This window comes from Mesorhizobium sp. 113-1-2 (assembly GCF_016756475.1).
Classification (GTDB): domain Bacteria; phylum Pseudomonadota; class Alphaproteobacteria; order Rhizobiales; family Rhizobiaceae; genus Mesorhizobium; species Mesorhizobium loti_C.
Map to the genome: position 1 here is coordinate 2,958,917 of NZ_AP023242.1, position 24,955 is coordinate 2,983,871.

The window sequence follows — 24,955 nt, forward strand, 5'->3', positions numbered from 1 at the left end:
CTCCTTCAGGGCACTACACGATCAGGACGCAATGGAGGTTATCTGAACATCATTCCAGGACCGAAGCCCGAGCGCCCCATGCCCATACCCATCATAGGCAGGACAATCTCGTCAGCCGCCTGCTTCTGCTCATCGCTCAGCTTTGCGTATAGTTTTTCGACTGCTGCCCTGACAGTCTTTACCTGTTCCAGACGCGCTTCGAGATGGGTCTGTTGGTAGGCCAGTCGCTCGGGCAGGGGCTTCTTCAAGAACTCACCGTCCTGGAATTCTTTGAGCATGCCCTGCATTAACGCGTTGTGCGACTCGGCCGTGCTACGGATGATGCCGGCAAGTTCGTCCCAGGAGGGCGTCTGCTCGTTGGTAATCTTCAGTTCCGTCTTGAGGAAGGCGAGGCGTCCGTCGATCCGATCGAGCATCTCGTCTGAATCATAGCCACCCATCGGGCCGCCCATGCCCCATTGACCCATCATCATCCGGCCCATACCCCAACGAGGCCACCAACCAGAATCGTTGTCTTCAGCTCCGGCCACAACCGGCATCGCGACAAGGCTCAGCATTAGGCCGGCGACAACACTGCTGCGCAAATTAAACATCGGTCGTCTCCTTCACAGCGAATTCCAAGTGTCAAAGAAATCACAGGGTGGCGTTGATGGCCTTGACCTGCATCAACGAGTGCCGTCGATACGGCCATAGCCGTAGGTGCGGATTGCTCGGGGGAGCTTGCGTAAGAGGGTGGTTTGAAGCCACGGAAGCCCCGCGCCATCTGAGGCATGCCTTTGTGGAACTGACGTATCCCGGCGGGATTAGACGCGGGCGATTTGGCTATGATATGTGACTGCACAGACGAACAGGGAAGCCGTTGCGGCTGCTTAGGTGACGAGTGGATAAGGGGATCGCGCGCCTGAATATCGAGCATTTTCGCCAGCGCCTGGCAGAGGAGCAAGATCAGCTCAAGCGGAAGGCGTTGCTTGAATTGCTCGAGAAAGAAGAAGAAAAGCTCCGAAAGGCCGAGGAGGCCGACAAGGGAACAAACGGGCACAGCAACAAATAGAAAAACGCGGCAATGCCGCTAAACATCTGTCTTGTCAGGTTTCCACGTTCTCCAATGGGTAGGTGAGATGTCCACCCGTTCCTTCGTGGCCGACTTGGTCCAGCCTGTCAGTATGCGCCTGCAGGGAAAAACGAGGGCGTGAACGCCATCCCCGTCCATGACGGCCAATTCCAAATCCCGATCAAAAGGGGCGGTCGATATTGGTTGCCACATGGATTCATTTTTGGAAGGAACGGCCAAAGCGTCCTTGACGCAGGTCAAATCCAAAGACCGGGCATCTTGCTTGCCGGCTACGTGAATGCCTTCCAAACGGCGATCAGTAGTCGAGTTTCCCGTAGTTGGGCTGCCACGTTCCGCAAGGTCTGCCATTTCATCATCTCGCTGCTGTGCAGGTCCGGCACGTTCGATCGTGTCTCCCCTGCTTTGGGGGGTGAGACGCGCGGGAGAACTCTCGGTGGCGAAGCTGACTTCACCAAGATCGAAACGACGATCTGCCTCTGATGACATCAATGGCGCAATGTCTGACATTGCGAAATTCGGTTTGATCCTTACGGGGTTTCACCTAGCCAGCCGCAGCGAACCTGCGTTGGCGTAAATGGCTTTGAGCGGCCCGCACTTAGGAGTAGGATGTCGTTATCTTGGCAATTAAGGAATGTCATGGACCGCTTTATTGCGCGTGCCAACATTGCCCACTTTCAGGATTTGCTCGCGCGCGAGACAGATCCCGAACAAAGGCGTGTCATCGAAGGCTTGCTGGCGTTGGAGCAGAAGAAGCTTGAGATAGCCGAAATCCAAGCTCGCGATCAGTCCGGCGCGCCCGGCAAACCAGGAAGGGTCGTCCAACAATCGCGTTGATATGATGCGGCAAACCGGCCCCGGGTCGAAACAGTCTCGGTACCCGGACTAGGTACCATCCAAACGCAGTTTGACGTATCGTCCTTTAGAGAAGGTCTCAGCGCGCCGGACAGACGCGCTGAGACAAGCGGGTCACCATGCCTGTTACGCGGCCTTGACCGTGATCTTCTTCTCGGCCTTCTGGGCTTCGGCGGTCTTGGGCAGCTTCACCGTCAGCACGCCCTTGCTGAAGCTTGCATCGATTTTGCCGGTGTCGACGCCTTCAGGCACCTGGAAGGAACGCTGGAAGGAGCCGTAGCGGCGCTCGGACAGATAGTAGTCCTTGTCCTTCTCTTCCTTTTCTTCCTTCTTCTCGCCCTTGATCGTCAGCGTGTGATTGGAGAGTTTGATCTCGACATTCTTCTCGTCGATGCCGGGCAGTTCGGCCGTGATCTCATACTCCTTGTCCTTTTCGACGAGATCCATGGCCGGCGCGACCGACCAGCCCGCATTGCGCAGGGACGGCAGTTCATGACCGAACAGGGAGCGGGTCGAAGGCAGGCGGAAGTCGAACGGGTGAAAGTCGTCGAATAGCCGGTCGATTTCGCGGCGCAGGCTTTCGAACGGGGTGGTCCAGTTGCCGGCTGGCGTCGGCGCAGTGCTCTTCTCTGTCTTGACGGGGAGTTTGGTGGCAGCTTCAGCCATGGTCTTCTCCTTGAAGGTGAGTTGATAGGCAGGTGCCGCCGCCTCCACCCTTCCACCTTAGGTCTCCCAAGAGGCGCTAGAGCCGGAGGTCAGCGGACCCGCTTGCCAAGTGTCGTCGCCGAACTGGTCCGTTGCTTCGCGAATCCGCGGTTTTGCCGCAGGTCATCGCGCCCGCGTCGCCAAATCTAGCTCAGCCTGGCAAGAACAGCATCAAAGCCCCTGCAAAGGAGCGGCTCATTGATCGGGATCAATGGCGTCAGAAAATGTCTTCCGCTTGGAGCCCCGATGGCGATGCCATCAAGGGATCGTGCGCGGGCGACATCGAACGCCGTCCGCCAGCAAGCTTAGCGCGTTGTGATGACTAAAAGTGCTCGCGTTCATATTCGACACAGGAGTAGCCGAGTGTCGAAAGACCATCGGCGAGATGGTCTGCAAGCAGCGGTGTCCCACAGAGATAGTCGGCAGTATGCTCGTTGTGCGCGTCAGCTGCCTGCTGGCGAACACTTTGCCACTCGTCGGCGGACTGGTCGTCGCGACCCAGCCACATCAGGGCTACCAGGTCGATTTGTGCGTCGACGGAAAGATCGGAAATCAGCGACTGCAATTCTTCGAGAACCGGGTCGTCGTCATGATCCTCCAGGATCGCGGCGGACCGGTCGTCGGACGGATTGGAGGCGGGGCTGGGTTCGGTGACCGGATCCTTGGCATCGAACTCGCGCGCCTTCATGATGATGAAGCATACTGTTTCGAGCGGAACTTCGAGTTCCGTTTCGCCGTCGCCAATGCTGCTCGCAGCCATCATACCGTTTCCTTCAGTTGCTGTTCGTCTTCCCGTCCCCGGACGACGCGCATGCCGGCGCTCGGCCCCCTTGTTTCGGTGACGACAGTGCACCGTCCCTCCGGTTGGCCGTCGGCCTGGAAATAGATCACGACCCAATCGCTCGTTTTTGCCAGTTCGTGCGCCAGCCTGGTGTTCGAGAAGAACGCCGTGAAATGCCAATTGTCATGGCGCGCATGCAGCACCGGCAACCAGGCCTCGCCTTTCGGGTTGAAGCGCTTCGGTGCAATCTTGCGAAGCGCGCCGGCCGCAGCCTTTTCGCGATACATTTGATCGACCTCGAGCAGCATCGACACTGGCGGCAAGGGTTGAGATTGATGGGTCGTTCTCAGCCGAACCCTGCCGAGCCGCTCGGCGAGGGCTGCCGCCAGCATCTCCTTGCGCCTGTGACCGATACCCTTGATATGAAGTGCGCCGCTATGGAGCGCGTTCTCCAGGTCTTCGAGGGTCTCGAGCTGCCCATCCTCGGCGAGGCGGTGCGCGTATCGGGGTCCGATTCCGGGGATTGAGCGGAACAGCGCCTCCGGCTCCATCTCGCCGCGCAGCCGTTCCAGTTGGGACCAGCGCCCGGTTGCAACCATCTCGGTAATCGCCCCAGCTATACCTGTTCCGATGGCCGGAAGGGCGACGAGGCCGTCGCGTCCCTCCTTTGCCAGGATTTCGCTTACGGGCCGTTCCAGCCTGGAAACGACATCCGCCGCCCTTCTGTAGGCCCGTGCGCGGAAGCCGTCGGCCCCCTGGCTGTCGAGGAGATCGGAAAAATCCCGGAATTTTCCTGCCACCCCGATGTTCTCGGGGATTGGTGTGGCCGCCATCGTCGTCATTGGCTCTATGCCCGGGTTTGGCGTCACGATCTGCAGCGGCTCCGGCATGACTTTCCTCGGCGCAGGAGTTCAAGAGTGTCGATTTGGCCCTCCTATGCCATTCGACGCTTCGTATCCTTGACCCGCATCAATCGATCGGACTTCGAAACCGGATAGAAGAAAATACGTGCTTCTTCGCGCTCGAAGGCTCGGAACAACTCGGCGCGGCAACGGTGAGTTCGGTTCGCGTGACGAGAAGAGTGAGGGGAACCATTCGATGGAACCGTCAGACGCATCGGCTACCACGCGCCGCCGACCCTACAACTTTCTTGGAAGCTTGGGCCCAGGCCTGATCACGGGCGCGGCTGATGACGATCCAAGTGGTATCGCCACCTATAGTCAGGTGGGCGCGCAATTCGGCTACACGCTCGCATGGACCATGCTCTTCAGCTATCCGCTGATGGCTGTAACTCAAGGGATCAGTGCCGGGATCGGCGCGGTAACCGGCCAAGGTATCGCGCGCAATCTGCGTCGACACTACTCGCCCTGGCTGCTGCGTTTCGCCGTTCTTCTGCTGCTTGTCGCCAACGTCATCAACATCGGCGCCGACCTCGGCGCCATGGGGGCGGCGCTTAAATTGCTCTTGGGTGGCCCGCAGTCCTTGTATGCGGTGCTGTTCGCTTTGATTTGCAGTTTCCTGGAAATCTTCGTGAGCTATCGGCGCTACGTGATGGTGCTTAAATGGCTGACCATGTCCCTGCTTGCCTATGTGGCGGTGGTGCTGTCAGTCCGTGTGCCCTGGAGCGTGGCGCTCTATGGTGCGCTGGTTCCGCAGATCGTCTTCGACGGCGATCACGCCATGGCGCTGGTTGCCGTTCTTGGCACGACAATCAGTCCTTACCTCTTCTTTTGGCAAGCCGGGGAGGAGGTCGAGGAGCAGCACAGGCAACATCGTCAACGGCTGGGCGCCAACTCTCACGCTGCCGGGCCGGAGCTGTCGCGCATCCGGGGCGACACACTGTTCGGAATGGGCTTCTCCAACCTGGTGGCCATCGTCATCATCATCGCCACTGCGGCGACGCTTCATGCCAACGGGATCACCGAGATCAAGACTTCGTCCGAAGCGGCCGAAGCGCTCAGGCCGGTCGCCGGGGAGTTTGCGTTTGCCGTTTTCGCCATTGGGATTATCGGCACCGGAATGCTTGCCATCCCCGTGCTTGCCGGCTCCGCCGCCTATGCCGTCGCGGAGATGTTTCGTTGGCCCGAAGGCCTCGATCGGCCCCCGCGAGATGCCAAGGCCTTCTATGGCACGATTGCGGTCGCAACGCTCGGTGGAGTGTCCCTGACTTTTGTCGGCATGGATCCCATAAGAGCGCTCTATTGGAGTGCTGTGGTGAACGGAGTTTTGGCCGCTCCACTGATGGCGATCATGATGATGATCGCGATGAACCCCCGGATCATGGGCCATCTCACCTTGCCGCGCTGGATGGCTCTCGGCGGTGCGCTCGCCACGGCGGTGATGGCCTTGGCTTCAATTGGCTTTTTCGTGCTGTGACAAAGGGCATGGAGCCGTGCCTGCATAGACGCCGGTGCGTTCATGCCGAACGGGCGTCTGTGCGTGAAGGCCGAAATCACCAAGGCGCGTCTTGAGGACATCAACACGATCTTCGCGAACCTCAAGGCGGGCAAGGTTGAGGGACGGATGGTGCTTGATCTTTCTAAGCCCGTTCGCGAGCCGGTGGCTGAATGCAAGGCCGTTCCCGCTTGAGCAGCGACGTCTCCAACCGACAGGACGGCCGCTGACAGCAGGGCAAGCGAAAGTCGCCAACTGTTGAGCCAGATCAATGTGACCCTCTGTCGAGGGTGCTTTGTTTTGGGTGGGGTGAAAGCCCCCGTTCAAGAGGAGACAGACCATGACGGATTTAACATTGCGTCAGAATATTCTCGATGAGTTGGAGTTCGAGCCGAGCATCGACGCCGCCCACATCGGCGTCGCCGTGGACGAGGGCATCGTCACCCTGACCGGGCATGTTTCTTCCTATTGGGAAAAGACCACCGCCGAAAATGTGGTCAAGCGGGTCAAGGGCGTGAAGGGTATTGCCGAGGAAATCGAAGTCCGGCTGATCGGACAGAAGGGAACCGCGGACGACGAGATCGCCAGGCGGGCGGTCGATGCGGTCACCTGGAACGTCTCCATCCCGAGGGACAAGGTGCAGGTCAAGGTCCAGGACGGCTGGATCACGCTGACCGGGAAAGTTGAATGGCAATACCAGAAGAACGCGGCGGCCGAGGCTGTGCGCGGGCTGGCCGGTGTCGTTGGCGTGGCCAATCAGATCGAAATCACCCCACGTGCCTCGGTACCCGACGTCAAGAAGCGCATCGAGGATGCGCTGAAACGTGATGCGGAAGTCGAAGCCCAGGCGATCCGCGTCAATGTGCGGGATGGCAGGGTGACGCTTGAAGGCAAGGTCAAGGCCTGGTCCGAGCGCCAGGCGGCGGAACGTGCCGCCTGGTCGACGCCGGGCGTCCGGATGGTGGAAGACCGGATTGCGATTGTCTGATGGTTCGACCCGGTTGACGCGGCGGCTCAAGCGGCCGCCGCGCCGATAGTCCCGAGGCACGCGCACCGCGAAGCTGGCGGTGAAGATCGCGGCCATGATGGCGAGCAACACCTTCAATCTATGTCAAGGAGTAACAGCATGATTATGACGACTGGCACGCTGGTCGCGGTAACCGACGGCGAGAAATTGCGCCTGTTTCGCAACAAGGGTCACGAGCCCCGGATCGATCTGGTTGAATTGGGCGAGCCGACGCTTCAAGCGGCCAACACTGGCTCGGGTGGTCGCCACCGCAGTTCCACTGCCAATCCCGACGACTCTCGCCTGCGGGAAGACGATTTTGCCGCTGCCGTGGCCGCGTATCTCAATCGCGAGGCGCTGACGGAAGCGTTCGAGCATGTGGTGGTCGTTGCCGATCCGCGGACGCTCGGCGAACTGCGCAAGCATGTTGAGCCTTCGCTGAAGGCGAAACTGGCGGGCGAACTCGGCAAGGATCTCGTGAAGCACTCAGTCGAAGCCATCGAGAACACGTTGGCAGCGGCTTGAGTAGCCCGCACAGCCCACAACCAGGCTGATATCGACCGTCGCGGGCCAGATGTGGCGGAATGTCGGCCTCACGCACCTGCGATCAGGAAGGCATTGCTGGCGGCAGAGACCGTCGCCGGCAGTGTCGACCGCAGAATCCCCAGCCAAGATCTCCGGAGGGGCGCCGTACCCCGATAACCGTCAGCGCTGCGGCTAAAGGAGATAGAATTCCGAATCCAGGAAGGCGAGAAACTGTCCGGTGATCAACGGAATTAACAGCACCGGACCGTCATCACTGCGGTCCTGGATCGGTGATCCCGTGACACAGGGGTGCACCTTCAGGATGGCTTTCCAGATCGTCGGAAAATCCGCCCCTTTGCTCTTCTCCGCGTTGCACGCATTGAGAAGCCCCGTAACGCTGTCTGTCATTGAAACCACATTGCCTAAGTGCCCGATCCCAAATCTTATGAATGAACGCAGCGGAGACGGTCTTGATCTCGATCAAATTACACGGCTTGGTCGGATGGGCACCCAATCCCTGCCTGCCTTGCGATAGTGGCGCTTCACGGCAGCCCACGCGACGCGATGGGCTGTTTCTTCACGCTTTTCGCCTTGGTCGACATATTCGTCCCAAGCGCTGTTGAAGGCAGCGCGAAAGATCTCCTGGGCATGCGTGGGCAAATGCGTCCTGATGGGCGATGGAAGATCTTCCTCGGTCGCATAAGGCATTTGCCATCCTCCCTTCCAAGCCCCACCGGTGCCAATAGCCGTAGTCGCTGACGAACACGCCAAGGCATGTCGAGGGGCGGGTGATCAGTTTGACATGAAGCGGCAGAGCTGGACGTCGTCGAGCAGCGAGCGGGTAACGCCGCCGAACACCCATTCCATGATGCGGCTGTGTCCATAAGCGCCTGACACGATCAGATCGGCCTTGGCGGAACTCAGGAAGTCGATCAGCTTGTTGCTCTCGTTGTCGGCCTTCAGCACTTCGGTGCGCGCCTTGATGCCATGCTCGGCCAGGAAGGTCGCGACATCCTTTATGCCGGCTGTCGTTCGGTCACCCGGCTCGGAATCGATCGTGACCACGATCACATCGTCCGCCATCGCCATCAGCGGCACTGCATCGGCCACCGCGCGTCTGGCTTCGCGTGTATCCTTCCAGGCAACCACGATCCTGCCTGTCGGTGCCTGCTCCGCGCCGGCCGACGAGATCAACACCGGCCTGCCAGCGCGCAGCACTAGGCTGCCGGGATCGACAGTCCGATAGGAATCGCCGGAGGAAGCCCCTTCAGGAGCTCCGGTGATGATGAGATCCGCGCTCCTCGATGTCGCGACCAAGGCATGGTTGGGATTGTCGAGCGTGTTGCGCCATTCCGTCGCCACCGAACCGGCAACCAGGCTGTCAAACTCGACGTGGAGGTCCTCGAAGCGCTTCTTGATGTCATCCCTCAATTGCTGCCAGACCTCGGCGGCTATCGCAGCACCCTCGGGTGCCATCGTGACGGGCAAGGGCGCATCGGCCGCACAGAAGCCGATCAACCGGGCCTCGGAGCGCCTGGCAAGATCGATGGCAATCTTGGTGACGGGCGCGATCGGCCCGTCTATGCCCACATTCAGCAGAATGGATTTGTAACTCATCGCTCACGCTCTTCTTCGGTATCGGTCGGATCAGCTGAGACTAGCCCGTCCCATGCATTGCGATCCTTGATGCCGATCAAGTTGCGACCTCAGGGCATATGCGACTCGAAATGGATGGTCTCTCCGTCCACCACGAAGGTACCCTTTCCGATATGGTGCATCGTCTTTGGTTTTGGCTGCCCCGGATCGACCCAGGCCTTCACGACCTCGAGGACGAAAAGATTGTATTTGTTGACGAGCCGGGTATCGACGACGCGGCATTCGAGATTGGCAAAGCATTCGGCGACCAAGGGCGCGGCGACATGCTCGGCGGCCAGCGGCGTCAGCCAGGTCGTCGCGAACTTGTCTTTGTCCCGGCCTGAGCAGTTGCCGACCGCCACGACCTTGTCCGCCAGTCCCACGGTCGGAATCGCGATCACGCACTCCTTGGTGTCGCGCAACGCGGCAAACGAGAAATCGCCACTCGACACGACACAGGCAATCGTCGGCGGTGTAAACTCCACCATCATGTGCCACGACATGGTCATGACATTGGCGCGGCCTCTCGCCCTCGTTGTCAGCAGAACGACTGGACCCGGTTCGATCAGCCGATAGACCTCGGCAAGCGGCAGTTCCTTCATCTTCGCACCCTCCGTTGTATTCTATATTGGCAAGCGCAAGCCGGCCGTCACCGGGCGAACGGCCTGCATTCAGTGCGTCAGTTCGAGAACAAGCGGTTGACGGAGCCATTCCTGAGCAGGGAGCGGGTCATGCCTCCAAAGGCCCATTCAAACAGCCGGCTATGCCCGTAGCCACCGGCGACGACAAGGTTGGCACCCATGCCGTGGGCGAGTCCGACAATGGTTTCGCAAGCATCCCTACGATCCGAGTCCAGGATTTCCGATCTCGCCTTGATGCCATGCCTCATCATGTACCGGACGACGTCGCTGACACTTTCGCGCGCATCCCTCTGGTTTTGTTCTTCGATCGTCGCCACGAGCACATCTTGTGCGCCGGTCAGGAACGGCAGTGCATCCGTGACTGCTCGCCGAGCCTCGCGGGTATCCTTCCACGCGACCAGAACCTTCTTGGGGTCGGGCGGAACAAGCCGGTCGGCCGCAATCAGCACGGGCCGTCCGGCCGACAGCACCGATGTTCCGATGTCGACCACCCGGTGGTGATCAGCGCCGGAGACCGGCGTTCCCGTCACGACGAGATCGGCGGCGCGGGCATGTTTCGCGAGCAGGCGTGTCGGATCCCCGATCTCTTCACGCCAGGTGGCGTCGTCTCCGACGAGGCCCAGGAATTCCTCCTTCAGGATCTTCAGGCGATCCTCGATCTCGATCCGGCGCTCACGCATGATTTCTGCCGCCGCCATCCCGCCGTCGTCACCGGGGACAAAGACATATGAATCGGCCGCGGCAAAACCGATCAGTGTGGCTTCGAAGCGTCGCGCCAACTCCAGCGCATAGTTCGTTCGCGGCGCTGCCGGAGAATCGACATCGAGTTGAACCATGATGGTGTTGAAGATCATTTTGGTGCCCTCCGATGAGATTTGCCGCAGGATCACCTGAGGTCCGATCGTGCGCCTTGATGCGCATCAAAGCCTGCCGGCCTCGGCGGTTCGCGCCTTTCGCCTCCAATCCAAATTCGGTGCTCCGGAACTCGCCGCCTACATCGCCATCTCTGGTTCGAAGGTGCGTTCTTTCGCCGGTTCCGGAATTTCGGTCATGGTCGCTTCGGTCAAGAGCAGAACACTCGCCACCGAGACTGCGTTCTCCAGCGCGATGCGAACGACCTTGGTCGGATCGATGATGCCGGCTTCAACCAGGTCGACATATTCCTTCCTTCCCGCATCGAAGCCGAAATTGCCGGTGCCTTCGAGCATCTTGGCAATGACGACGCCTCCGTCGACGGCGGAGTTCTCGGCGATCTGCCTGACCGGCGCTTCGAGAGCCCGCCTGAGGATCTGCACGCCGGTCCGCTCGTCGCCTTCGCAGTGTTGTTCCTCGTCAGCCACGGTCGTGATGCATCGCAAGAGGGCAAGCCCGCCGCCCGGCACGATGCCTTCGGCGACCGCGGCCTTGGTGGCGCTGATGGCATCGTCGAGAGCTTCCTTTTTCGACTTCATTTCAGCCTCGGTCGGCGCGCCGACCTTGATGACGGCGACACCACCTGCAAGCTTGGCCAGCCGCTCCTGCAGCTTTTCGCGATCATAGTCGCTCGTCGTATTGTCGATCTCTCGCCGAATCTGTTCGACACGGCCCTTGATTGCCTTCGGGTCTCCGCTGCCACCGATGATCGTCGTATTGTCCTTGTCGACGACCATGCGCTTGGCCCGGCCCAGCTGTTCCATCGTGACATTTTCCAGTTTGAGCCCGAGGTCCTCGGAGATGACCTGTCCGCCGGTCAGGATGGCGATGTCCTGCAACATGGCCTTGCGGCGATCGCCGAAGCCAGGCGCCTTTACGGCACAGTTCTTGAAGGTGCCCCGGATCTGATTGACGATGAGCGTCGCCAGTGCCTCGCCTTCGACTTCTTCGGCGATCACGAGCAGGGGCGCTCCCGACTTTGCTACAGCCTCGAGCAGCTTGATCAGATCATTCAGCGAAGCGATCTTCTTTTCGACGATGAGCACGAGCGCGTCTTCCAGGACCGCTTCCATCTTCTCGGGATCGGTCACGAAATACGGTGACAGGAATCCGCGATCGAACTGCATGCCTTCGACGACGTCCAGAACGGTCTCGGTGGTCTTCGACTCTTCGACCGTGATGACGCCTTCGCCGCCAACCTTCTCCATTGCCTCGCCGACCAGCTGGCCGATGAGAGGATCGTTGTGCGCGGAGATCGTTGCCACCTGTTCTTTTTCGCGACGGGTCGAGACCGGGCGGGATATCTGCTTGAGCGTGTCGATCGCGCGTTTTGTTGCGCGATCGAGACCCTTCTTGATGTCGATCGCGCTGGCGCCAGCGACGACATTGCGCACCCCGTCAGCGAACATCGCATGGGCCAGAATGGTCGACGTGCTGGTGCCATCACCGACCATGTCCCCGGTTTTCTCGGCCGCCTGCCTGAGCATCCGCGCGCCAAGGTTCTCCTCGGGATCCTTAAGGTCGAATTCCTTGGCGATGGTCACCCCGTCATTGCAGACGATGGGAGCGCCCCACTTCTTTTCGATCAAAACCGATTTCGAGCGCGGCCCGAGCGTCACGCGCACGGCGTCGGCGAGCTGGGTTGCGCCACGCAGAATCTTTTCGCGCGCCGCTGAACGAAACAACACCTGTTTGTGAGCCATGACCGTCTCCGAACTATCATGCGTCTTGGCTAACAGGGATGAGTTCAGTCGGCTTTGATACGCATCAATCCCGCTCCAACGTACCTCCACGATGTCGGCCGGTTCGCAACCTTCCTTGACTGATCACCGGATACGGCCGCAGCGGACGATCTGCGCCGGTTCCAGGTCAGACAGCAGGACGATGGCGTTCCCCATCGTGTCGGCGCTGCGCTTCTTCTTCACCAACTCGCTTGACCGCCCGGACCTAGCGCGCAAGCTCGTCCGGCTGGCGCATCCGCGCAACCTGCCCGTGGTGCTCATGTCCTTGCTGCGGCGGACGCATGATCGTGATTGAGGTGTTCGAACGATGGAGGCAGCCGCGCAGACCGCCGGACGCCAGAACACCGGATCGAGAGAACTGTCCATGAATTGGCATTGCATGCTCCAGGGTTCAGCCGCAGGCACTCAACGGTCGACCATGGTGATCGTCGATGCCGCCAAGGCCGCGACCCTCCTCACGCCGCGCCGAAAATGCCGGGCGGCCGAAAGGCGAAGCGGTCCGTCCGGATCGATCCCGGCGCTTGGTGGCGGCGGTCCTGCCATCCCCGACACCAGCCGAAAATCGACATCCCGTAGCCATTGCCCGTGGTCCACGGCTTCCTTCCTCAGGAACTTTCGTAGGCCTGCCGGCGCCCGAAATTCTTCTTGCCAGCGGGAACGTCCGCTTGCTGATGATTTCAGCCTAGGAGCTGACTGTCAGCTCGCGGCCCAATGCTGCCGGGCGGCAATGCGCCTGATCTCGGCCGTTGAGGTCAGCTTTGCCACCGCCTGAAAGCAGACATTGCCGACGACCACGCCGGAGGTCGCGGTTGCGCCATTGACGGAAGTTCGACGGTTAGAGCGAGATGGTCTGCTTCGCGCGTTGATAGTAGGCGTACATCGTTGCTGCCTTGTTGTCGCATCTCGAGGAAGCCGGTTTCTGCTCTGCAACGTCACCAATACGATCCGCGCTATGATCAACCCTCGTTGTCTGCTCAGCAAGCGGTCGCTGCTGATGCAAGAGGTCTCATGGTCCGGTCCCCGCAACGAAACCATTTCGGCTTCGTTGGTGTTCGAATTTTGCACGATTCTATTGCCTGAGCCGATTGGTGCTACACTGAGAAGCCAGTTAACGCGACGGACCTGTGTTCGGTGATATGACCAAAGTAACCGCTTTACCCGACAGAGTGGATTTCGACGTGGCCGCGGATGAGACCTTGCTTGAGGCGGCTCTCAGGTCGGGCGTGCCATTTGCCCACGCATGCGGCGGCAGGGCGAAATGCTCGACATGCCGCGTTTGGGTTCTCGATGGCCTTGAGGCTTGCCCGGACCGGAATCCGGACGAAACCCTAATGGCGAACCGGTTGAGATTGGCCGATGAGGTTCGGCTGGCCTGTCAGCTCAGGCCGGAAGGCGAGCTTCGCGTCCGACGCCTGGTGCTAGACGAAACCGACATGATGATCACCAGTCAGCTTGGCACTTCTGCCGCGACTCGTTGCGGCGAAGCAAGGCATGTTGCGGTCTTCTTCAGTGACATTGTTGATTTCACAGCGCTGTCGGAGCGGCTTTCGCCCTACGACGTGATGTATCTGCTCAATCGCTACTTTGCCCAAGTCGGCGACATCATCGAGCAGAATGGCGGTTTCGTGGACAAACTGATCGGCGATGGGCTCATGGCAATATTCGGTATCGACGACCAGCCAGACGCTCCGCTCCGCGCCGTGAACGCCGCACTTCAGACCCTCGCCACGGTCGATCGTCTGAAGCCTTTCTTTGCCTCGATGTATGGCATCGATTTCGATATTCGTATCGGCCTCAACTATGGCGAAGCCGTCATCGGCACATTGGGTTTTGCTGGACACGAACGTCTCACGGCCATCGGCGACGTTGTAAATCTGGCCAGCCGGGTCGAGGCCGCCAATAAAGATGCCGGTACGCGATTGCTAATATCAGAGGCCCTTCGCGACCAGATCGCCGACAAGGTGGAAATCGGCGACTTCGTCAGGGTACGCCTTCGCGGTACCGCCGAGCGCACAAGCCTGTTCGAAATAGTCAGGCTAAAGCCCGAAATTGACGCCGACCTGAATGCCAAGGGGCTTCGCGAGACTATCCGTCAGGGCGGCAGGAGGTGGGTTCGCGCTTTTTCCGAAAACGAGCTTAAGCCCTACGAACGCCGGATTCTCGATTTTGAAGATTGCGATATCGTCGTCGTTCGCGGATCCGACAACTATTGCGCCTTCAACAATGCCTGCCCGCATCTTCATCTGCCGCTCTACGAAAGGCGAAGTTCCACTCAGGCCGAAAAGCTGAAGCTCCCGCACACGGAGAGCACGATCACTCCAGATCTTGGCCTGGTCTGCCGCTGGCATCAGAGTTGTTTCGACCTGTCTACCGGCGAAATCAGGGGGTGGGCGCAGCTGCAGCAGGATGGTACTGCGCCGGGCTATGAATTCGCGGGTAACATTTCGAAAAACCGCGCAAAACTGATCGTATACCCCTGCCGAAAGCAGGACGGCTTTGTGTGGATCGGGCTCGAGTGAAGCGACGTTCCGATATTTTAGTTTTCTGTCGCGATCCCATGTCGCCTTTTCTCGCATTCTAGGACCTTCCTGATCGTGAGACTGAACGGCAGCATCGGGTCAGGTCACGACAATGCTCACGGTGACCGTAATGTCCGGCTTTGAAGATTTGCCGCCTGAAGCAGCCGGTCCGCAAACGGCCCAACTGCGGTCATTCGATACCTAGTTCCTGAGGAGCCGCTCATGGCGCAAGCAGATCATTTCTAGACGTGAATGACTGTCAGTTTGAATCCTTACCGGAAAGGCAAGCCTATATTCTCAACGACGTTCGTGGAGCGGAGTCCTTGTCAGGCCACTTCTTGACAGTCGGCGTCATCAAATTCAGTTTTCGTGACGCACAATAATAACGAGGACACCATGGCCGAGGGCGAGCTCAAACGGAAACGAGGCCGCCCACTTAAGGGCAGCGCTCCGATGTCCCCAGCAGAACGCCAGCGGCGTCGTCGGCAGCGGCTCATTGAAGCCGCACAGGTGGGGTTCTTGGTGCACGTATATTCCGAGCGGATGTCGGGACGACTTGAAATGGCCGGGGAGCAAATCCAAGAGTTGACAATCTCGTTGCAAGAAGGATCGCCCAGCCTATCCTGGTCTGGTCACCAAGATCGAATTCTCGATTGAAGTCCTCAGGAAAAACCTGACGCTGCTCCAGGCGGCACTTCCGCCAGAGGGAAAACGCTCTCCGGCGCCGGCAAGGCCAAGGCTGTCGGTGACCAGATAGAAGCGGAGGTTGACGAAGCCGGCGTGAGCGAGCCCTAGACCGAACGGCCGGCACGCAACATGGAGCGCGCAGTTGCGAGCTGCGTTGCGTCCTGGCGTTCTCTCTCTCTCTCTCTCTCTCTCTCTCTCTGGGTCATCCAGGTTTGTCCAAGGGCGTTGATGCCGGCCCAGTGGCACAGTGTCAGGTCATGCTTCTCGAAAGTCCTGCCGCGTTTGGCAAGGAAGCGCCGGAGCGCCAGCATGGCCGAGGTCTTGCCACTGTTGTTTGCGCCGACAAAAAGCGTGGTCTTATCGGCCAGGTCGATCCGTACCGAAAGTAATTTGCGAAAATTGGCGATTTCCAGATGAGCAATATGCATTTCAGACACCCAAAACACAGCGTGGTGCAGAATCGGGGTGGCTCACATCGTCTTGGTCTGGCTGCTGTGTTGGTAGGTGATGCCTCGCTCGCAGTTGCCGTGCGCGTGCACAAATCAGCTGACCGTCACTGAGTAGAGCAGAAATCACTTCTTGCTAGATATTTTCGGAGGCATAGACCTCGAAACGGCACACCAAAGTTGGTACAGTAGATCTTCGATTATGGCCAATATCCGGCATTCCAATCAATAGTTTTATTTATCAAAAGCGGACATAGATAGGATCACAGTGATTCCATTATCGCTAAGAGCCGCAGCGAAGCCCAGTCCGGCTTGGGTCGATCGCGAGATTATCCGGAGCCACACGCCTATCAGGTTCGTCCTTGGTCGGACACAAGGGCTGCATTCGCGTTCCTCATGCTATAGCGCTGGAAGTGTGACGATCGGATTTGGAGCTGACATCAATGTGTCCGGCCTGCCATACCGACAGGATGCGCCAGGCGCACACCTCGGCCTCCGCCGCCGCTGCGCTCATGATCGCCAATCAGCTCGATCCCTGCTGCCCTGAGGGCGATTACGACATTCTTCTGCATGTCGAACGCGCCCGGTAGATCGCTCTCGCCGGCTTCCATTCGTTGGATGGCTGACAGCGAAATGCCAGCACGCTCAGCCAGGCTTTTCTGGTCAATTCCAAGCAATGCCCGGGCTGCGCGAATCTGCGAAGCGCTAATCACATTTCGGTCTCCTAATTACGACTGCTCTGCACTGCAACAGTCATCGACCAGCGCGACAGCCTGTGGAAACGCGCAATTGTGATCAGTAAAGTGTTCATCTCGGCTCGTCGTTTTCAAGCCGCGAAAACCAGAATGCGCTGATCAAAGCACCTTTTATGCGGGGTAACAAAAGCAGTATCAGCGCTGCAATGATAAGAGAGATCAATATCATTGTGACGGCGAAGTATAACAGAAGAAGCCCTTGGAACAAGAAATACAGGGCGCTGCAAAGACGCCCGCTATGAGGACAGTGAACCAAGGCGCCGCGTCATCAGATTCTATGTCACCAAAGCGTTCTCCACAAACTGCGCAACGCTCCACCTGCTTCTGGTAGGTGCGATACAATTTCCCCTGACCACAATTTGGGCATCGGCCCACCAAGCCTCGTGAAAGGGGCGACTGACAGGGTCGGCCGTGCAAATCTATCGCTTCCTTTGTCCATTAATGATAATGTATAATACATGATACTCGATGGTTCAACGCCTAGATATCCACTACCTAGCATGATGCCGCATGCGCTTCGAACCACATGGACAGAGGCTGACCGCGCGCCTATTGCGCCTGTGGTTTCAGATGATCGGCCAGCTCATAGATCTCGCTCGGCCGCACAAGAAACTGCCGGGGCTATCTCGCTGACGTGTTCACTAGGGTTCACTGCGGAACGCATCGGTTCGGTGAGGAGCAGCGGAAGCTATCTGCGCGCGGCTGGTAGTCCCTAGCCGCTTGGCTGCATCAACAAAGTGGCCCCGAAGAGCCTCCACGTCGATATTCAGCCTTGAGCAACGCCAGCCCTTGAATTCACTCGCTCAAGTAAGGCGAGCAAGCCCCTCAGAATTTCGATTGGCGGCGGCGGGCAGCCTGGAATGTGCAGGTCGACGGGCACCACCTCCGACACTCCGCGCACCACGGCATAGCTGCCTGCGAAACAGCCGCCGTCCCTGGCGCAATCTCCGAGTGCGACAACCCATTTGGGGTTGGGCGTTGCGTCGTAGGTCCGCTTCAATGCCTCGCGCATGTTTTTTGTGACCGGGCCGGTGACAAGCAGTACATCGGCATGGCGCGGCGAGGCGACGAACCGGATTCCAAAACGCTCGATATCGTAGAAAGCGTTGTTGAGCGCGTTCATCTCAAGTTCGCAGCCGTTGCAGGAACCGGCGTCGACCGCCCGGATCGCCAGGCTTCGCCCCAATCGCTTGCGAGCAGCCCCATCGAGGGCGCGTGCAAGTTCGTCGACCGCGGCGTTGCTAGCCAACGGCGGACGCTCGGTGAGAGCGGGGCGTATCAGGCTTTCAAAAAGAAGCTTGCGCATGACGGCGTGCCTTCAAAGATCATGGCCCGAATAAGAGCAATTGAACGATTTGTTGCACAGCGGGAAGTCGGCGACGATGTTCCCCTCGATCGCCGCCTCAAGGAGGGGCCATTGAAACCATGACGGATCACGCAGGTGACAGCGCTCGACCAGGCCGCTTTTGCCAACACGCAGCCAGGCCAGAATGTCGCCCCGGAAACCTTCGACGAGCGCCATGCCTTCGTGCGGGCCGCTTGTCTGCGCAAAGTCGACACGGATCGGTCCGCCCGGCAACTGTCGCAGGATTTGCTCGACCAAGGACAGGCTTTGCTCGACTTCGTGAATGCGAATCCAGACACGGGCGTTCACGTCGCCTTCCTGGAGGAGAGGCACATTGAAGGTGAGCGCGTCATAGGGAGGATAGGCCAGACTCCGGCGCGCATCGAAGTCCCGACCGGAGGCTCGGCCGACATACCCTCCGGCGCGATATTGTCGAGCGAGTTCCACCTTCAGCCGCCCAGTTGCGACTGTCCGATCCTGCAGCGACGCGGTGTTGTCGTAGAGCTCGACAAGTGCAGGAAACCGCTGCCTGATCTCTGCGACGAGAGACCAAACGGCTGTCGTCCCCTCGTCGGTCAGGTAGGTTGCCACTCCTCCAGGCACGATGCGGTCGCGCATCAAACGATGGCCGAAGGCAGCATCGCTTGCCCGCAATACGCGCTCGCGCAGCACACCACAGTGGGCATGCATGAGCGCGAAGGCAGCATCATTGCAGATGGCGCCGATATCGCCCAGATGGTTGGCCAGACGCTCCAGCTCAGCCATGAGCGCTCGCAGCCAGACCGCGCGCGGCGGAGCCTCGACGCTCAGCGCCGCTTCGACCGCACGTGCAAATGCCAGCGAATACGCTACGGTACTGTCACCGGAGATTCTGCCCGCCAGTTTGGCGGCTCGGTCGATATCGGACCCCGCCATCAGGCCTTCTATGCCCTTGTGCGTGTATCCGAGGCGTTCCTCCAGCCGGACGATCGTTTCGCCGCTCGCTGTAAACCGAAAATGCCCTGGCTCGATGATGCCGGCATGCACGGGCCCGACCGGAATCTGATGCAGGCTTTCCCCCTCGACAGGCAGGAAATGGTAGGGGGACGCCGTCGCAGCAGACGTCCGGACGCGTGCACTCAACGGATAGCTGACGCCCCAATGGCCATGATCAAGCCACGGCCGGGTATCGGGCGCGCCTTGTGGCAAGAGCCCGAACAGGTCCGCGGCCGCACGTTCGAGGCGCAATGCGGGCGAATGCAGCCGGCCGACCGACGGGTAACGTCCATCGGGACATACCAGGCTGACAACGCCGATGTCCCCGGCGGCCTCGTCGAGGAGTGCCATGTGGACGGTGCCTGGCTCGCCCCAGAGACCGAGCAAGCTCCAGTGACCCTCAGCCAGCTGCTCGACGGCAAAGCTCCATTTTTTCGGGGTTACCACTGCGCGCGACCACGGGAAATGGTTGTCCACACGTTTGCCAGTAAAGATGAGATCGATCAGTGCGGGCATGTTTTTTCTTCCGTCCGCGTCATCCTAGCAGGTTGGCGACATGCTGGAACCATATGACCAGCGGTGGTGGCAGATAGATGCCGGCGGCAAATACCAGCGCCAAGTGGGAATACATCGGAACGTAGGAGGCCTCGGCGGGCGCGGTGCTGCCGCGCGGTTCGCCGAATGCGATGCCGGTCAACCGAAGCAGCAGGGCGCCGAAAGCGAGCAAAATCCCGAACACCAGCGGCATCGCCAAAAGGGGGTGCCTTGCAAATGTCGAACTCACGACCAGGAATTCGCTCATGAAGATGCCGAGCGGAGGGAGGCCGGCAATGGCAACGACGCCGATGACGAGCGCCCAGCCAAGCCCCGGATGCGTTTCCGTCAGCCCCCGGATATCGGCAATGTTCTGTGTTCCCTTGATCTGAGCGATGTGGCCGACCGTAAAAAAGATCGCCGACTTGGTCAGGCTGTGCATGACCATGTGCAGCAGTCCGGCAAAATTGGCGAGCGGGCCACCCATGCCGAAAGCGAACACGATGATGCCCATGTGCTCGATGGAGGAATATGCGAACAGACGTTTGATGTCGCGGCGGCGGTAAAGCATGAAAGCTGCGAAAACAAGCGACGTCAGCCCCATCGTGATCATCAATGGCCCGGGCGAGATCGCCTCCGGGCTTGCGGCAAGCAACAGCTTGAAGCGCAGCACGGCATAGAGCGCGACGTTCAACAGCAAGCCCGACAGCACCGCGGAAATCGGCGTAGGGCCTTCCGCGTGCGCGTCGGGCAGCCAGGCATGCAAGGGTGCAAGGCCAACCTTCGTGCCGTAACCGAGCAGCAGGAAGACGAAGGCAACGTTGAGCAAAGCCGGGTCGAAGCGCGCTGCGTGCTCGATAAGCACTGTCCAGACCATGGCATTCGTGCCTTCGCCAACAACCGGCTGCGCGGCCATGTAGACGAGGATGGTGCCGAAGAGGGCAAGCGCAATGCCGACGCTGCCGAGTATGAAATACTTCCAGGCCGCCTCCAGCGCCTCGTGCGTGCGGTAGATGCCGACCATGAGCACGGTGGTCAGCGTGGCAAGCTCCACTGCCACCCACATCAAGCCGATATTGTTCGACACGAATGCCAGATTCATGCCGAACATCATGATCTGGTACATTGCGTGATAAAATCGCAAATTCGTCGCCGTCAGCCGTCCCGTATCCAGTTCGTGCGCAATGTAGGAGGCGCTGAACACACTGGTCGTGAAGCCGACGAACGTGTTGAGCACGATGAAAACGATATTGAGATCGTCGACGAGCAGGTATTGACCGGGCGGTGGCCGAACCGTGACGAAAAGCGATATTGCGGCGAGCAAGGTCAGCAAGCTCGCGGCGACATTGAGGCCAGCCGCCAGCCGATAATTCGGCAGCGCCGCCAGAAGCGCGGCCGCGACGACTGGTATCAGCAAAATGGCGGCCACCGCATCGAGGGAAAACGCGGTCAACGGTGTTCTCCCCTGTAGTCGTCGAGCGCGCCGACATCGACCGAGTCGAACCTCTCGCGGATGCGGAACAGGAAGACACCGATGACGATGAAGGCGATGAGGATCGAGAAGGCGACACTGATCTCGACGACCAGCGGCATGCCCTTGGCCCCCGTGGCGGCAAGGACCAGGCCGTTCTCGAGCGACATGAATCCCACCACCTGGCTGACGGCATTCCGCCGGGTGACCATCACCAGCAGGCCCAGCAGTATTATGGACAGCGCGAAGGCCAGGTCCTCGCGGGCGAGGGGGGCGGCGTAGGGGGTGACCCTCAGCATCAGGACCATGGACAGGGTCACCAGCCCTATTCCCGCGAGCATGGTCGAACCGATCCCGACCGCCGTCTCGATATCGCGATGGATGCCGAGCCGCTGAATGATGCGATGAAGCCCGACGGGAATGATGATCGCCTTGAAAATGAGGGCAATCGCCGCCGTGACGTAGAGATGATGCGCGTCCTGGATGTAGGCCTGCCAAGCCACCGACAGGGCGAGGACGATGGCATGAACCGCAAAAACGTTGATCAGTGCAAAGAGGCGATCCTGGTACAGCATCATGAAACTGACCAGCACCAGGCCACCGGCCAGCAGATGAGCGATGTCGAAGGTGAGGCCGTTCATCAGAGGCTCCTCGAGACGAACCGCAGGAGCGTGGCAAGCAGGGCCAGCATGAGCGCTGCCCCGAGGAAATCCGGGACGCGGAAGACACGCATCTTGGCGATGGCAGTCTCGAACAAGGCGAGGAGAACGCCGCTCGCGGCAAGCTTGCAGATGTAGAAAATGACGCCCAGAACATAGGCCCAGGGCCCGGCCCCGGTGGTCACGAGCCCCCAGGGAACGAAGACACAGGAAATCAGCGAGACGTAGAGCAGAAGCTTCAGGAAGGCCGCGAAATCGATCATCGCCAGATGGCGACCGGAATATTCCAGGACCATCGCCTCGTGGATCATGGTCAGCTCCAGATGCGTCGCCGGGTTGTCCACCGGTACACGGGCATTTTCCGCGATTGCCACCATGACGAGAGCGATCAGTGACATTCCGAGCGATACCCGCAGGCCAACCTGCGGCGAGCCCATGAAAGCCGCCACCGTGGACAGCTGCGTCGCTCCGGCAACGAGTGCCAGGCTGAACACGATCAGGAGCATGGCGGGCTCGGCCAGGGAAGCGATCATCACCTCGCGGCTGGCGCCGATGCCGCCAAAGCTCGTGCCGACGTCCATCGCCGCCAGCGCAAGGAAGAACCGTGCGCTTCCAAGCAGCGCCACGATCGCTATGAGATCGGCGGTCCAACTGAACTCGAGGCCGGTGGCGAATGTCGGGATGAGCGCGGCGGCGACCCAGGTGAAGGCGAAAATCAGATAGGGTATGACGCGAAACAGCCAGGATGCATTGTCGGCCAGAACGACCTCCTTGCGCATGAGCCGCAAGAGATCGCGATAGGGCTGGATGAGAGGAGGGCCCTGGCGCCGCAACAGCCTTGCCTTCACCTTGCGGACGAAGCCGGTCAGGAGCGGTGCCAGCAAAAGCACCAGCGCCATCTGCGCGCCCTGAACGGCCAACTCAAGGATCAGGGCCATAGTGCGAGCACCAAAAGCAGGACAATGAGAAAGAGAAATACAAGGGTCAGGTAGCGCCTGATCGTCAGGAACTGCAGATGATTCAGGTGGTCGGTCGCAAAGTCGAGGGCCTTGCCAATGGGCAGATACAGCGTCTCCCAGATCGCGTCATGGATTTCCAGATTGAAGCGGGCCGGACCGGTATCGCCGGGTGCCGGCATTTCGACCCTTTCAGTCGCGCGGAACACGAATGTGCCGAAGACCCGGCGGATAGGCTGTGCGAAGCTGACGCCCGTGTACTGCGAGCCCGGGACGGCATCGGCGAAGCCACAACCCCAGGCGGGACCGCGACGGAGTGCGTGCGAGGCGAAGCGATGGATGACATAGACTGCGGCGGATGCGGAAATGGCGATGAATACAAACACCAGCAGGCCGTTGTAGGAACTGCGGCTCTCGGCGATTGGCGCGATCGAAAGCCAAGGTTGCGCCATCTGCACCGGCATGCGGCTGCCGATGAGCGAAAGCGTCACGGGGGAAAGGCCATCTATGACAAAGCCCGGTAGAATGCCGGCAAGCAGACAGAGCGCGGCAAGGACGAACATTGCCGCCAACGAGTAGCGGTCGGCTTCGTGCGCGTGTTCCACCGCCGAGGTCCGTGGCCGGCCCAGAAACGTAATTCCGAAGGCCTTTACGAAGCAGGCCGCGGCCAGCGCCGCCGACAGCGCCAGCAGGCCGCCGACCGCGGGCACCATCACCTTCAGGGCCCATTGCGGCAGATCCGGGCTTTGCAAGACAGCCTGGAAAGCCAGCCATTCGGAGACGAAGCCGTTGAAGGGCGGAAGTGAGGAGATCGCCACGCAGCCAACGAGAAAGACGAAGCTGGTCTGCGGCATCCTATGGATAAGACCACCCAGCTTCTCCATGTCCCGTTCGCCGGTTGCGGTCAGCACCGCACCCGCGCCGAAAAACAGCAGGCTCTTGAAAAAGGAATGATTGAGGACGTGGAACAGCGCGGCGGTGAGCGCCAGCGCTGCGGCCGATGGCATCGCATTTGCCCTGAAGGCCAGCGCAAGGCCAAGGCTCACGAAGATGACACCGACGTTTTCGATGGTGCTATAGGCAAGAAGCCGCTTCAGGTCCTTTTCCATCAAGGCGTGAAGAATGCCGAGAACCGCCGTCAGGCCGCCCAGGAAAAGCACGACAACGCCCGACCACCATGCCGGCTCGCCGAGCAGGTCGAAAATAACGCGTATGAAGCCGTAGATAGCGACCTTGGTCATGACGCCGCTCATCAGGGCCGAGACGTGGCTTGGCGCGGCCGGGTGAGCGAGTGGCAGCCATACGTGCAGCGGTACCAGGCCAGCCTTGGAGCCGGCGCCCAGCAACATCAGAGCCAGGACGAAAACCGCGACGGGCGGAGTAGAGGAGGCGGCACGCATCGCTTCGAACGTGTAGTTTCCGCTCGGGCCAGCCAGCAGGCCGAAGGCAAGCAGCAACGCGAGCGTGCCGAAGCTCGCCATCACCAGATAGATGTAGCCTGCCCGCGCATTGTCCTGCTCGCGATGGTGCGCCATGACGAGCGCCCAGGAGGCAAGCGACATGAATTCCCAGGAAAGCAGGAAAGTGAAGGCGTCATCCGCCAGCACGACCAGATTCATCCCGGCTAGGAAGGCAGGGAAGAACGGCAGCACCCGATGCGGCGCAGACTCATGTCTGCCGTAGCCGAGGCCGTAAAGACTGGCCATGGTGCCGCCGAAGTTCACGACGACGAGGAAGAAGGTCGAGAGCGCGTCCAGACGGAAATGGGCGCCAATCCATGGCAGCCCAAGCGGCAGCGCGGCAGTCGACGGAGTCACGGGATCGTCGGCGATGCGGCTGGCGAGAACCAGGAGCACGGCCGCCGATATGCCTAGTGTCAGGCTATAGATCAGGCGCGTTCCTGCGTCCGATCTACGGCTTCCCGCAGTCGCAATCACCGCAGTCCCCAGGAGCGCGGCAACGCCCCACAGGAGAACTGCGGCCCCCGAAATCACGCCACACTCCTCACGGGGGTTTTGGCGTCCGCCTCGGCCCCTCCTAGAATCTTGGCGGGATCAAAATCTGCTTTCAGCCGCACGCCGCGCCCGCCGATTTGGCTGGAGGCGCCTTCAGCAATCAATTCAACGCCGGCCAGATCAAGCGCCCCGATCAGCTTCATTAGAGAATCTACATTGCCCCGGATAATCGACTCGCTGGCTTCCATACGCTGTATCGTCGGCACGGAAAGGCCAGACAATTCGGCAAGCCTGCGCTGGTCGATACCAAGGAGCGCCCTCGCGGCACGCAACTGTGGAGCGGTTATCACGGTCGCATCCCCTTTTTGATCAGCTTTGAGATATTATC

The 24,955-nt window shown here is 60.0% G+C and carries 28 protein-coding genes and 1 pseudogene; 8 read left to right on the forward strand and 21 right to left on the reverse strand.

From position 1 onward, the window contains the following. Positions 1-38: 38 nt before the first annotated feature. Positions 39-593, reverse strand: a complete 555-nt coding sequence (locus JN279_RS14195) for a Spy/CpxP family protein refolding chaperone (RefSeq protein WP_202353071.1) — start codon at positions 591-593, stop codon at positions 39-41. A gap of 287 nt (positions 594-880) precedes the next feature. Here JN279_RS14195 and JN279_RS14200 point away from each other — a divergent pair, with 287 nt between their 5' ends. Continuing rightward, positions 881-1,051 (forward strand): hypothetical protein, encoded by a 171-nt coding sequence (locus JN279_RS14200; RefSeq protein ID WP_202353072.1) that lies wholly within the window; start codon positions 881-883, stop codon positions 1,049-1,051. 18 nt (positions 1,052-1,069) lie between these two features. Here JN279_RS14200 and JN279_RS38820 read toward each other — a convergent pair whose 3' ends face one another. Then, positions 1,070-1,579: a hypothetical protein gene (locus JN279_RS38820; RefSeq protein ID WP_342216372.1), complete on the reverse strand. Its 510-nt coding sequence runs from the start codon at positions 1,577-1,579 to the stop codon at positions 1,070-1,072. A gap of 129 nt (positions 1,580-1,708) precedes the next feature. Between JN279_RS38820 and JN279_RS14210 the strand changes: the two genes are divergently transcribed. Further along, a complete protein-coding gene (locus tag JN279_RS14210) occupies positions 1,709-1,906 on the forward strand; it encodes a hypothetical protein (RefSeq protein ID WP_202353073.1) in 198 nt (65 codons plus the stop codon). Between the two features lie 144 nt (positions 1,907-2,050). Here the strand turns inward: JN279_RS14210 and JN279_RS14215 are convergent, their stop codons facing one another. From JN279_RS14215 to JN279_RS14225, 3 genes are all read right to left on the reverse strand, one after another. Then, positions 2,051-2,590, reverse strand: coding sequence for an Hsp20/alpha crystallin family protein (locus JN279_RS14215; protein WP_096457677.1), 540 nt, complete (start codon positions 2,588-2,590; stop codon positions 2,051-2,053). 361 nt (positions 2,591-2,951) lie between these two features. Continuing rightward, the gene (locus JN279_RS14220; RefSeq protein WP_096448889.1) at positions 2,952-3,389 is read right to left on the reverse strand and encodes a DUF3775 domain-containing protein; all 438 of its coding nucleotides are present in this window, start codon (positions 3,387-3,389) and stop codon (positions 2,952-2,954) included. Continuing rightward, entirely contained in the window at positions 3,389-4,300 is a 912-nt protein-coding gene (locus JN279_RS14225) for a DNA-binding protein (RefSeq protein ID WP_244734583.1), read from the reverse strand. Before JN279_RS14225 ends, JN279_RS14220 begins: the two co-directional genes overlap by 1 nt. Positions 4,301-4,508: 208 nt before the next feature. Between JN279_RS14225 and JN279_RS14230 the strand changes: the two genes are divergently transcribed. The 4 genes and pseudogenes from JN279_RS14230 (at position 4,509) to JN279_RS14245 (ending at position 7,335) form a co-directional block, all read left to right on the forward strand. Continuing rightward, positions 4,509-5,786, forward strand: a complete 1,278-nt coding sequence (locus JN279_RS14230) for an NRAMP family divalent metal transporter (protein WP_096448887.1) — start codon at positions 4,509-4,511, stop codon at positions 5,784-5,786. A gap of 27 nt (positions 5,787-5,813) precedes the next feature. Beyond that, positions 5,814-5,999, forward strand: a pseudogene (locus JN279_RS14235) (hypothetical protein); the annotation flags it as partial. 145 nt (positions 6,000-6,144) lie between these two features. Beyond that, positions 6,145-6,792, forward strand: coding sequence for a BON domain-containing protein (locus tag JN279_RS14240; RefSeq protein ID WP_096448885.1), 648 nt, complete (start codon positions 6,145-6,147; stop codon positions 6,790-6,792). Between the two features lie 144 nt (positions 6,793-6,936). Next, positions 6,937-7,335 carry a host attachment family protein gene (locus JN279_RS14245; RefSeq protein WP_342216373.1) on the forward strand — a complete coding sequence of 133 codons (399 nt, stop codon included), beginning with the start codon at positions 6,937-6,939 and terminating at the stop codon, positions 7,333-7,335. 192 nt (positions 7,336-7,527) lie between these two features. Here the strand turns inward: JN279_RS14245 and JN279_RS14250 are convergent, their stop codons facing one another. The 6 genes from JN279_RS14250 to groL all read right to left on the reverse strand — a co-directional run bounded on the left by JN279_RS14250 (position 7,528) and on the right by groL (position 12,226). Then, a complete protein-coding gene (locus JN279_RS14250) occupies positions 7,528-7,743 on the reverse strand; it encodes a hypothetical protein (RefSeq protein ID WP_096448881.1) in 216 nt (71 codons plus the stop codon). A 72-nt stretch (positions 7,744-7,815) separates the two neighbouring features. Beyond that, complete coding sequence (locus tag JN279_RS14255; protein WP_096448879.1) at positions 7,816-8,043, reverse strand: ChaB family protein; 228 nt, start codon at positions 8,041-8,043, stop codon at positions 7,816-7,818. A gap of 84 nt (positions 8,044-8,127) precedes the next feature. After that, on the reverse strand, positions 8,128-8,952 hold the full coding sequence (locus JN279_RS14260; RefSeq protein ID WP_096448877.1) for a universal stress protein: 825 nt from the start codon (positions 8,950-8,952) through the stop codon (positions 8,128-8,130). Between the two features lie 89 nt (positions 8,953-9,041). Next, positions 9,042-9,572, reverse strand: a complete 531-nt coding sequence (locus tag JN279_RS14265) for a flavin reductase family protein (protein WP_202353076.1) — start codon at positions 9,570-9,572, stop codon at positions 9,042-9,044. A gap of 77 nt (positions 9,573-9,649) precedes the next feature. Next, positions 9,650-10,465 carry a universal stress protein gene (locus JN279_RS14270; RefSeq protein ID WP_096448873.1) on the reverse strand — a complete coding sequence of 272 codons (816 nt, stop codon included), beginning with the start codon at positions 10,463-10,465 and terminating at the stop codon, positions 9,650-9,652. Between the two features lie 138 nt (positions 10,466-10,603). Further along, positions 10,604-12,226 carry a chaperonin GroEL gene (groL, locus tag JN279_RS14275; RefSeq protein ID WP_096448871.1) on the reverse strand — a complete coding sequence of 541 codons (1,623 nt, stop codon included), beginning with the start codon at positions 12,224-12,226 and terminating at the stop codon, positions 10,604-10,606. Positions 12,227-12,407: 181 nt separating this feature from the next. Here groL and JN279_RS38200 point away from each other — a divergent pair, with 181 nt between their 5' ends. Continuing rightward, a complete protein-coding gene (locus JN279_RS38200; protein WP_244734585.1) occupies positions 12,408-12,560 on the forward strand; it encodes a hypothetical protein in 153 nt (50 codons plus the stop codon). An 841-nt stretch (positions 12,561-13,401) separates the two neighbouring features. Beyond that, the gene (locus JN279_RS14285) at positions 13,402-14,784 is read left to right on the forward strand and encodes an adenylate/guanylate cyclase domain-containing protein (protein ID WP_096448869.1); all 1,383 of its coding nucleotides are present in this window, start codon (positions 13,402-13,404) and stop codon (positions 14,782-14,784) included. Positions 14,785-15,575: 791 nt separating this feature from the next. On the opposite strand, the gene JN279_RS14290 is transcribed toward JN279_RS14285, so the two are convergent. From JN279_RS14290 to JN279_RS14335, 10 genes are all read right to left on the reverse strand, one after another. Next, positions 15,576-15,899, reverse strand: coding sequence for an AAA family ATPase (locus JN279_RS14290; RefSeq protein ID WP_202353077.1), 324 nt, complete (start codon positions 15,897-15,899; stop codon positions 15,576-15,578). A 458-nt stretch (positions 15,900-16,357) separates the two neighbouring features. Further along, the gene (locus JN279_RS14295) at positions 16,358-16,630 is read right to left on the reverse strand and encodes a helix-turn-helix domain-containing protein (protein WP_202353078.1); all 273 of its coding nucleotides are present in this window, start codon (positions 16,628-16,630) and stop codon (positions 16,358-16,360) included. Between the two features lie 207 nt (positions 16,631-16,837). Continuing rightward, positions 16,838-17,047, reverse strand: coding sequence for a DUF983 domain-containing protein (locus JN279_RS38685; RefSeq protein ID WP_274608695.1), 210 nt, complete (start codon positions 17,045-17,047; stop codon positions 16,838-16,840). Positions 17,048-17,438: 391 nt separating this feature from the next. Further along, positions 17,439-17,978: an NADH-quinone oxidoreductase subunit B family protein gene (locus JN279_RS14305; protein WP_202353079.1), complete on the reverse strand. Its 540-nt coding sequence runs from the start codon at positions 17,976-17,978 to the stop codon at positions 17,439-17,441. 12 nt (positions 17,979-17,990) lie between these two features. Next, positions 17,991-19,508: a hydrogenase large subunit gene (locus JN279_RS14310; protein WP_202353080.1), complete on the reverse strand. Its 1,518-nt coding sequence runs from the start codon at positions 19,506-19,508 to the stop codon at positions 17,991-17,993. A gap of 19 nt (positions 19,509-19,527) precedes the next feature. After that, positions 19,528-20,979 carry a hydrogenase 4 subunit F gene (locus JN279_RS14315; RefSeq protein ID WP_202353081.1) on the reverse strand — a complete coding sequence of 484 codons (1,452 nt, stop codon included), beginning with the start codon at positions 20,977-20,979 and terminating at the stop codon, positions 19,528-19,530. Beyond that, a complete protein-coding gene (locus tag JN279_RS14320) occupies positions 20,976-21,638 on the reverse strand; it encodes a hydrogenase-4 component E (RefSeq protein WP_096448857.1) in 663 nt (220 codons plus the stop codon). The genes JN279_RS14315 and JN279_RS14320 overlap by 4 nt, the downstream gene beginning before the upstream one ends. Then, positions 21,638-22,594, reverse strand: coding sequence for a respiratory chain complex I subunit 1 family protein (locus JN279_RS14325; protein ID WP_202353082.1), 957 nt, complete (start codon positions 22,592-22,594; stop codon positions 21,638-21,640). The genes JN279_RS14320 and JN279_RS14325 overlap by 1 nt, the downstream gene beginning before the upstream one ends. Then, positions 22,585-24,606 carry a hydrogenase 4 subunit B gene (gene hyfB / locus JN279_RS14330; RefSeq protein ID WP_446720408.1) on the reverse strand — a complete coding sequence of 674 codons (2,022 nt, stop codon included), beginning with the start codon at positions 24,604-24,606 and terminating at the stop codon, positions 22,585-22,587. The genes JN279_RS14325 and hyfB overlap by 10 nt, the downstream gene beginning before the upstream one ends. After that, entirely contained in the window at positions 24,603-24,917 is a 315-nt protein-coding gene (locus JN279_RS14335; protein WP_202353083.1) for a helix-turn-helix domain-containing protein, read from the reverse strand. Before JN279_RS14335 ends, hyfB begins: the two co-directional genes overlap by 4 nt. Positions 24,918-24,955: the final 38 nt, after the last annotated feature.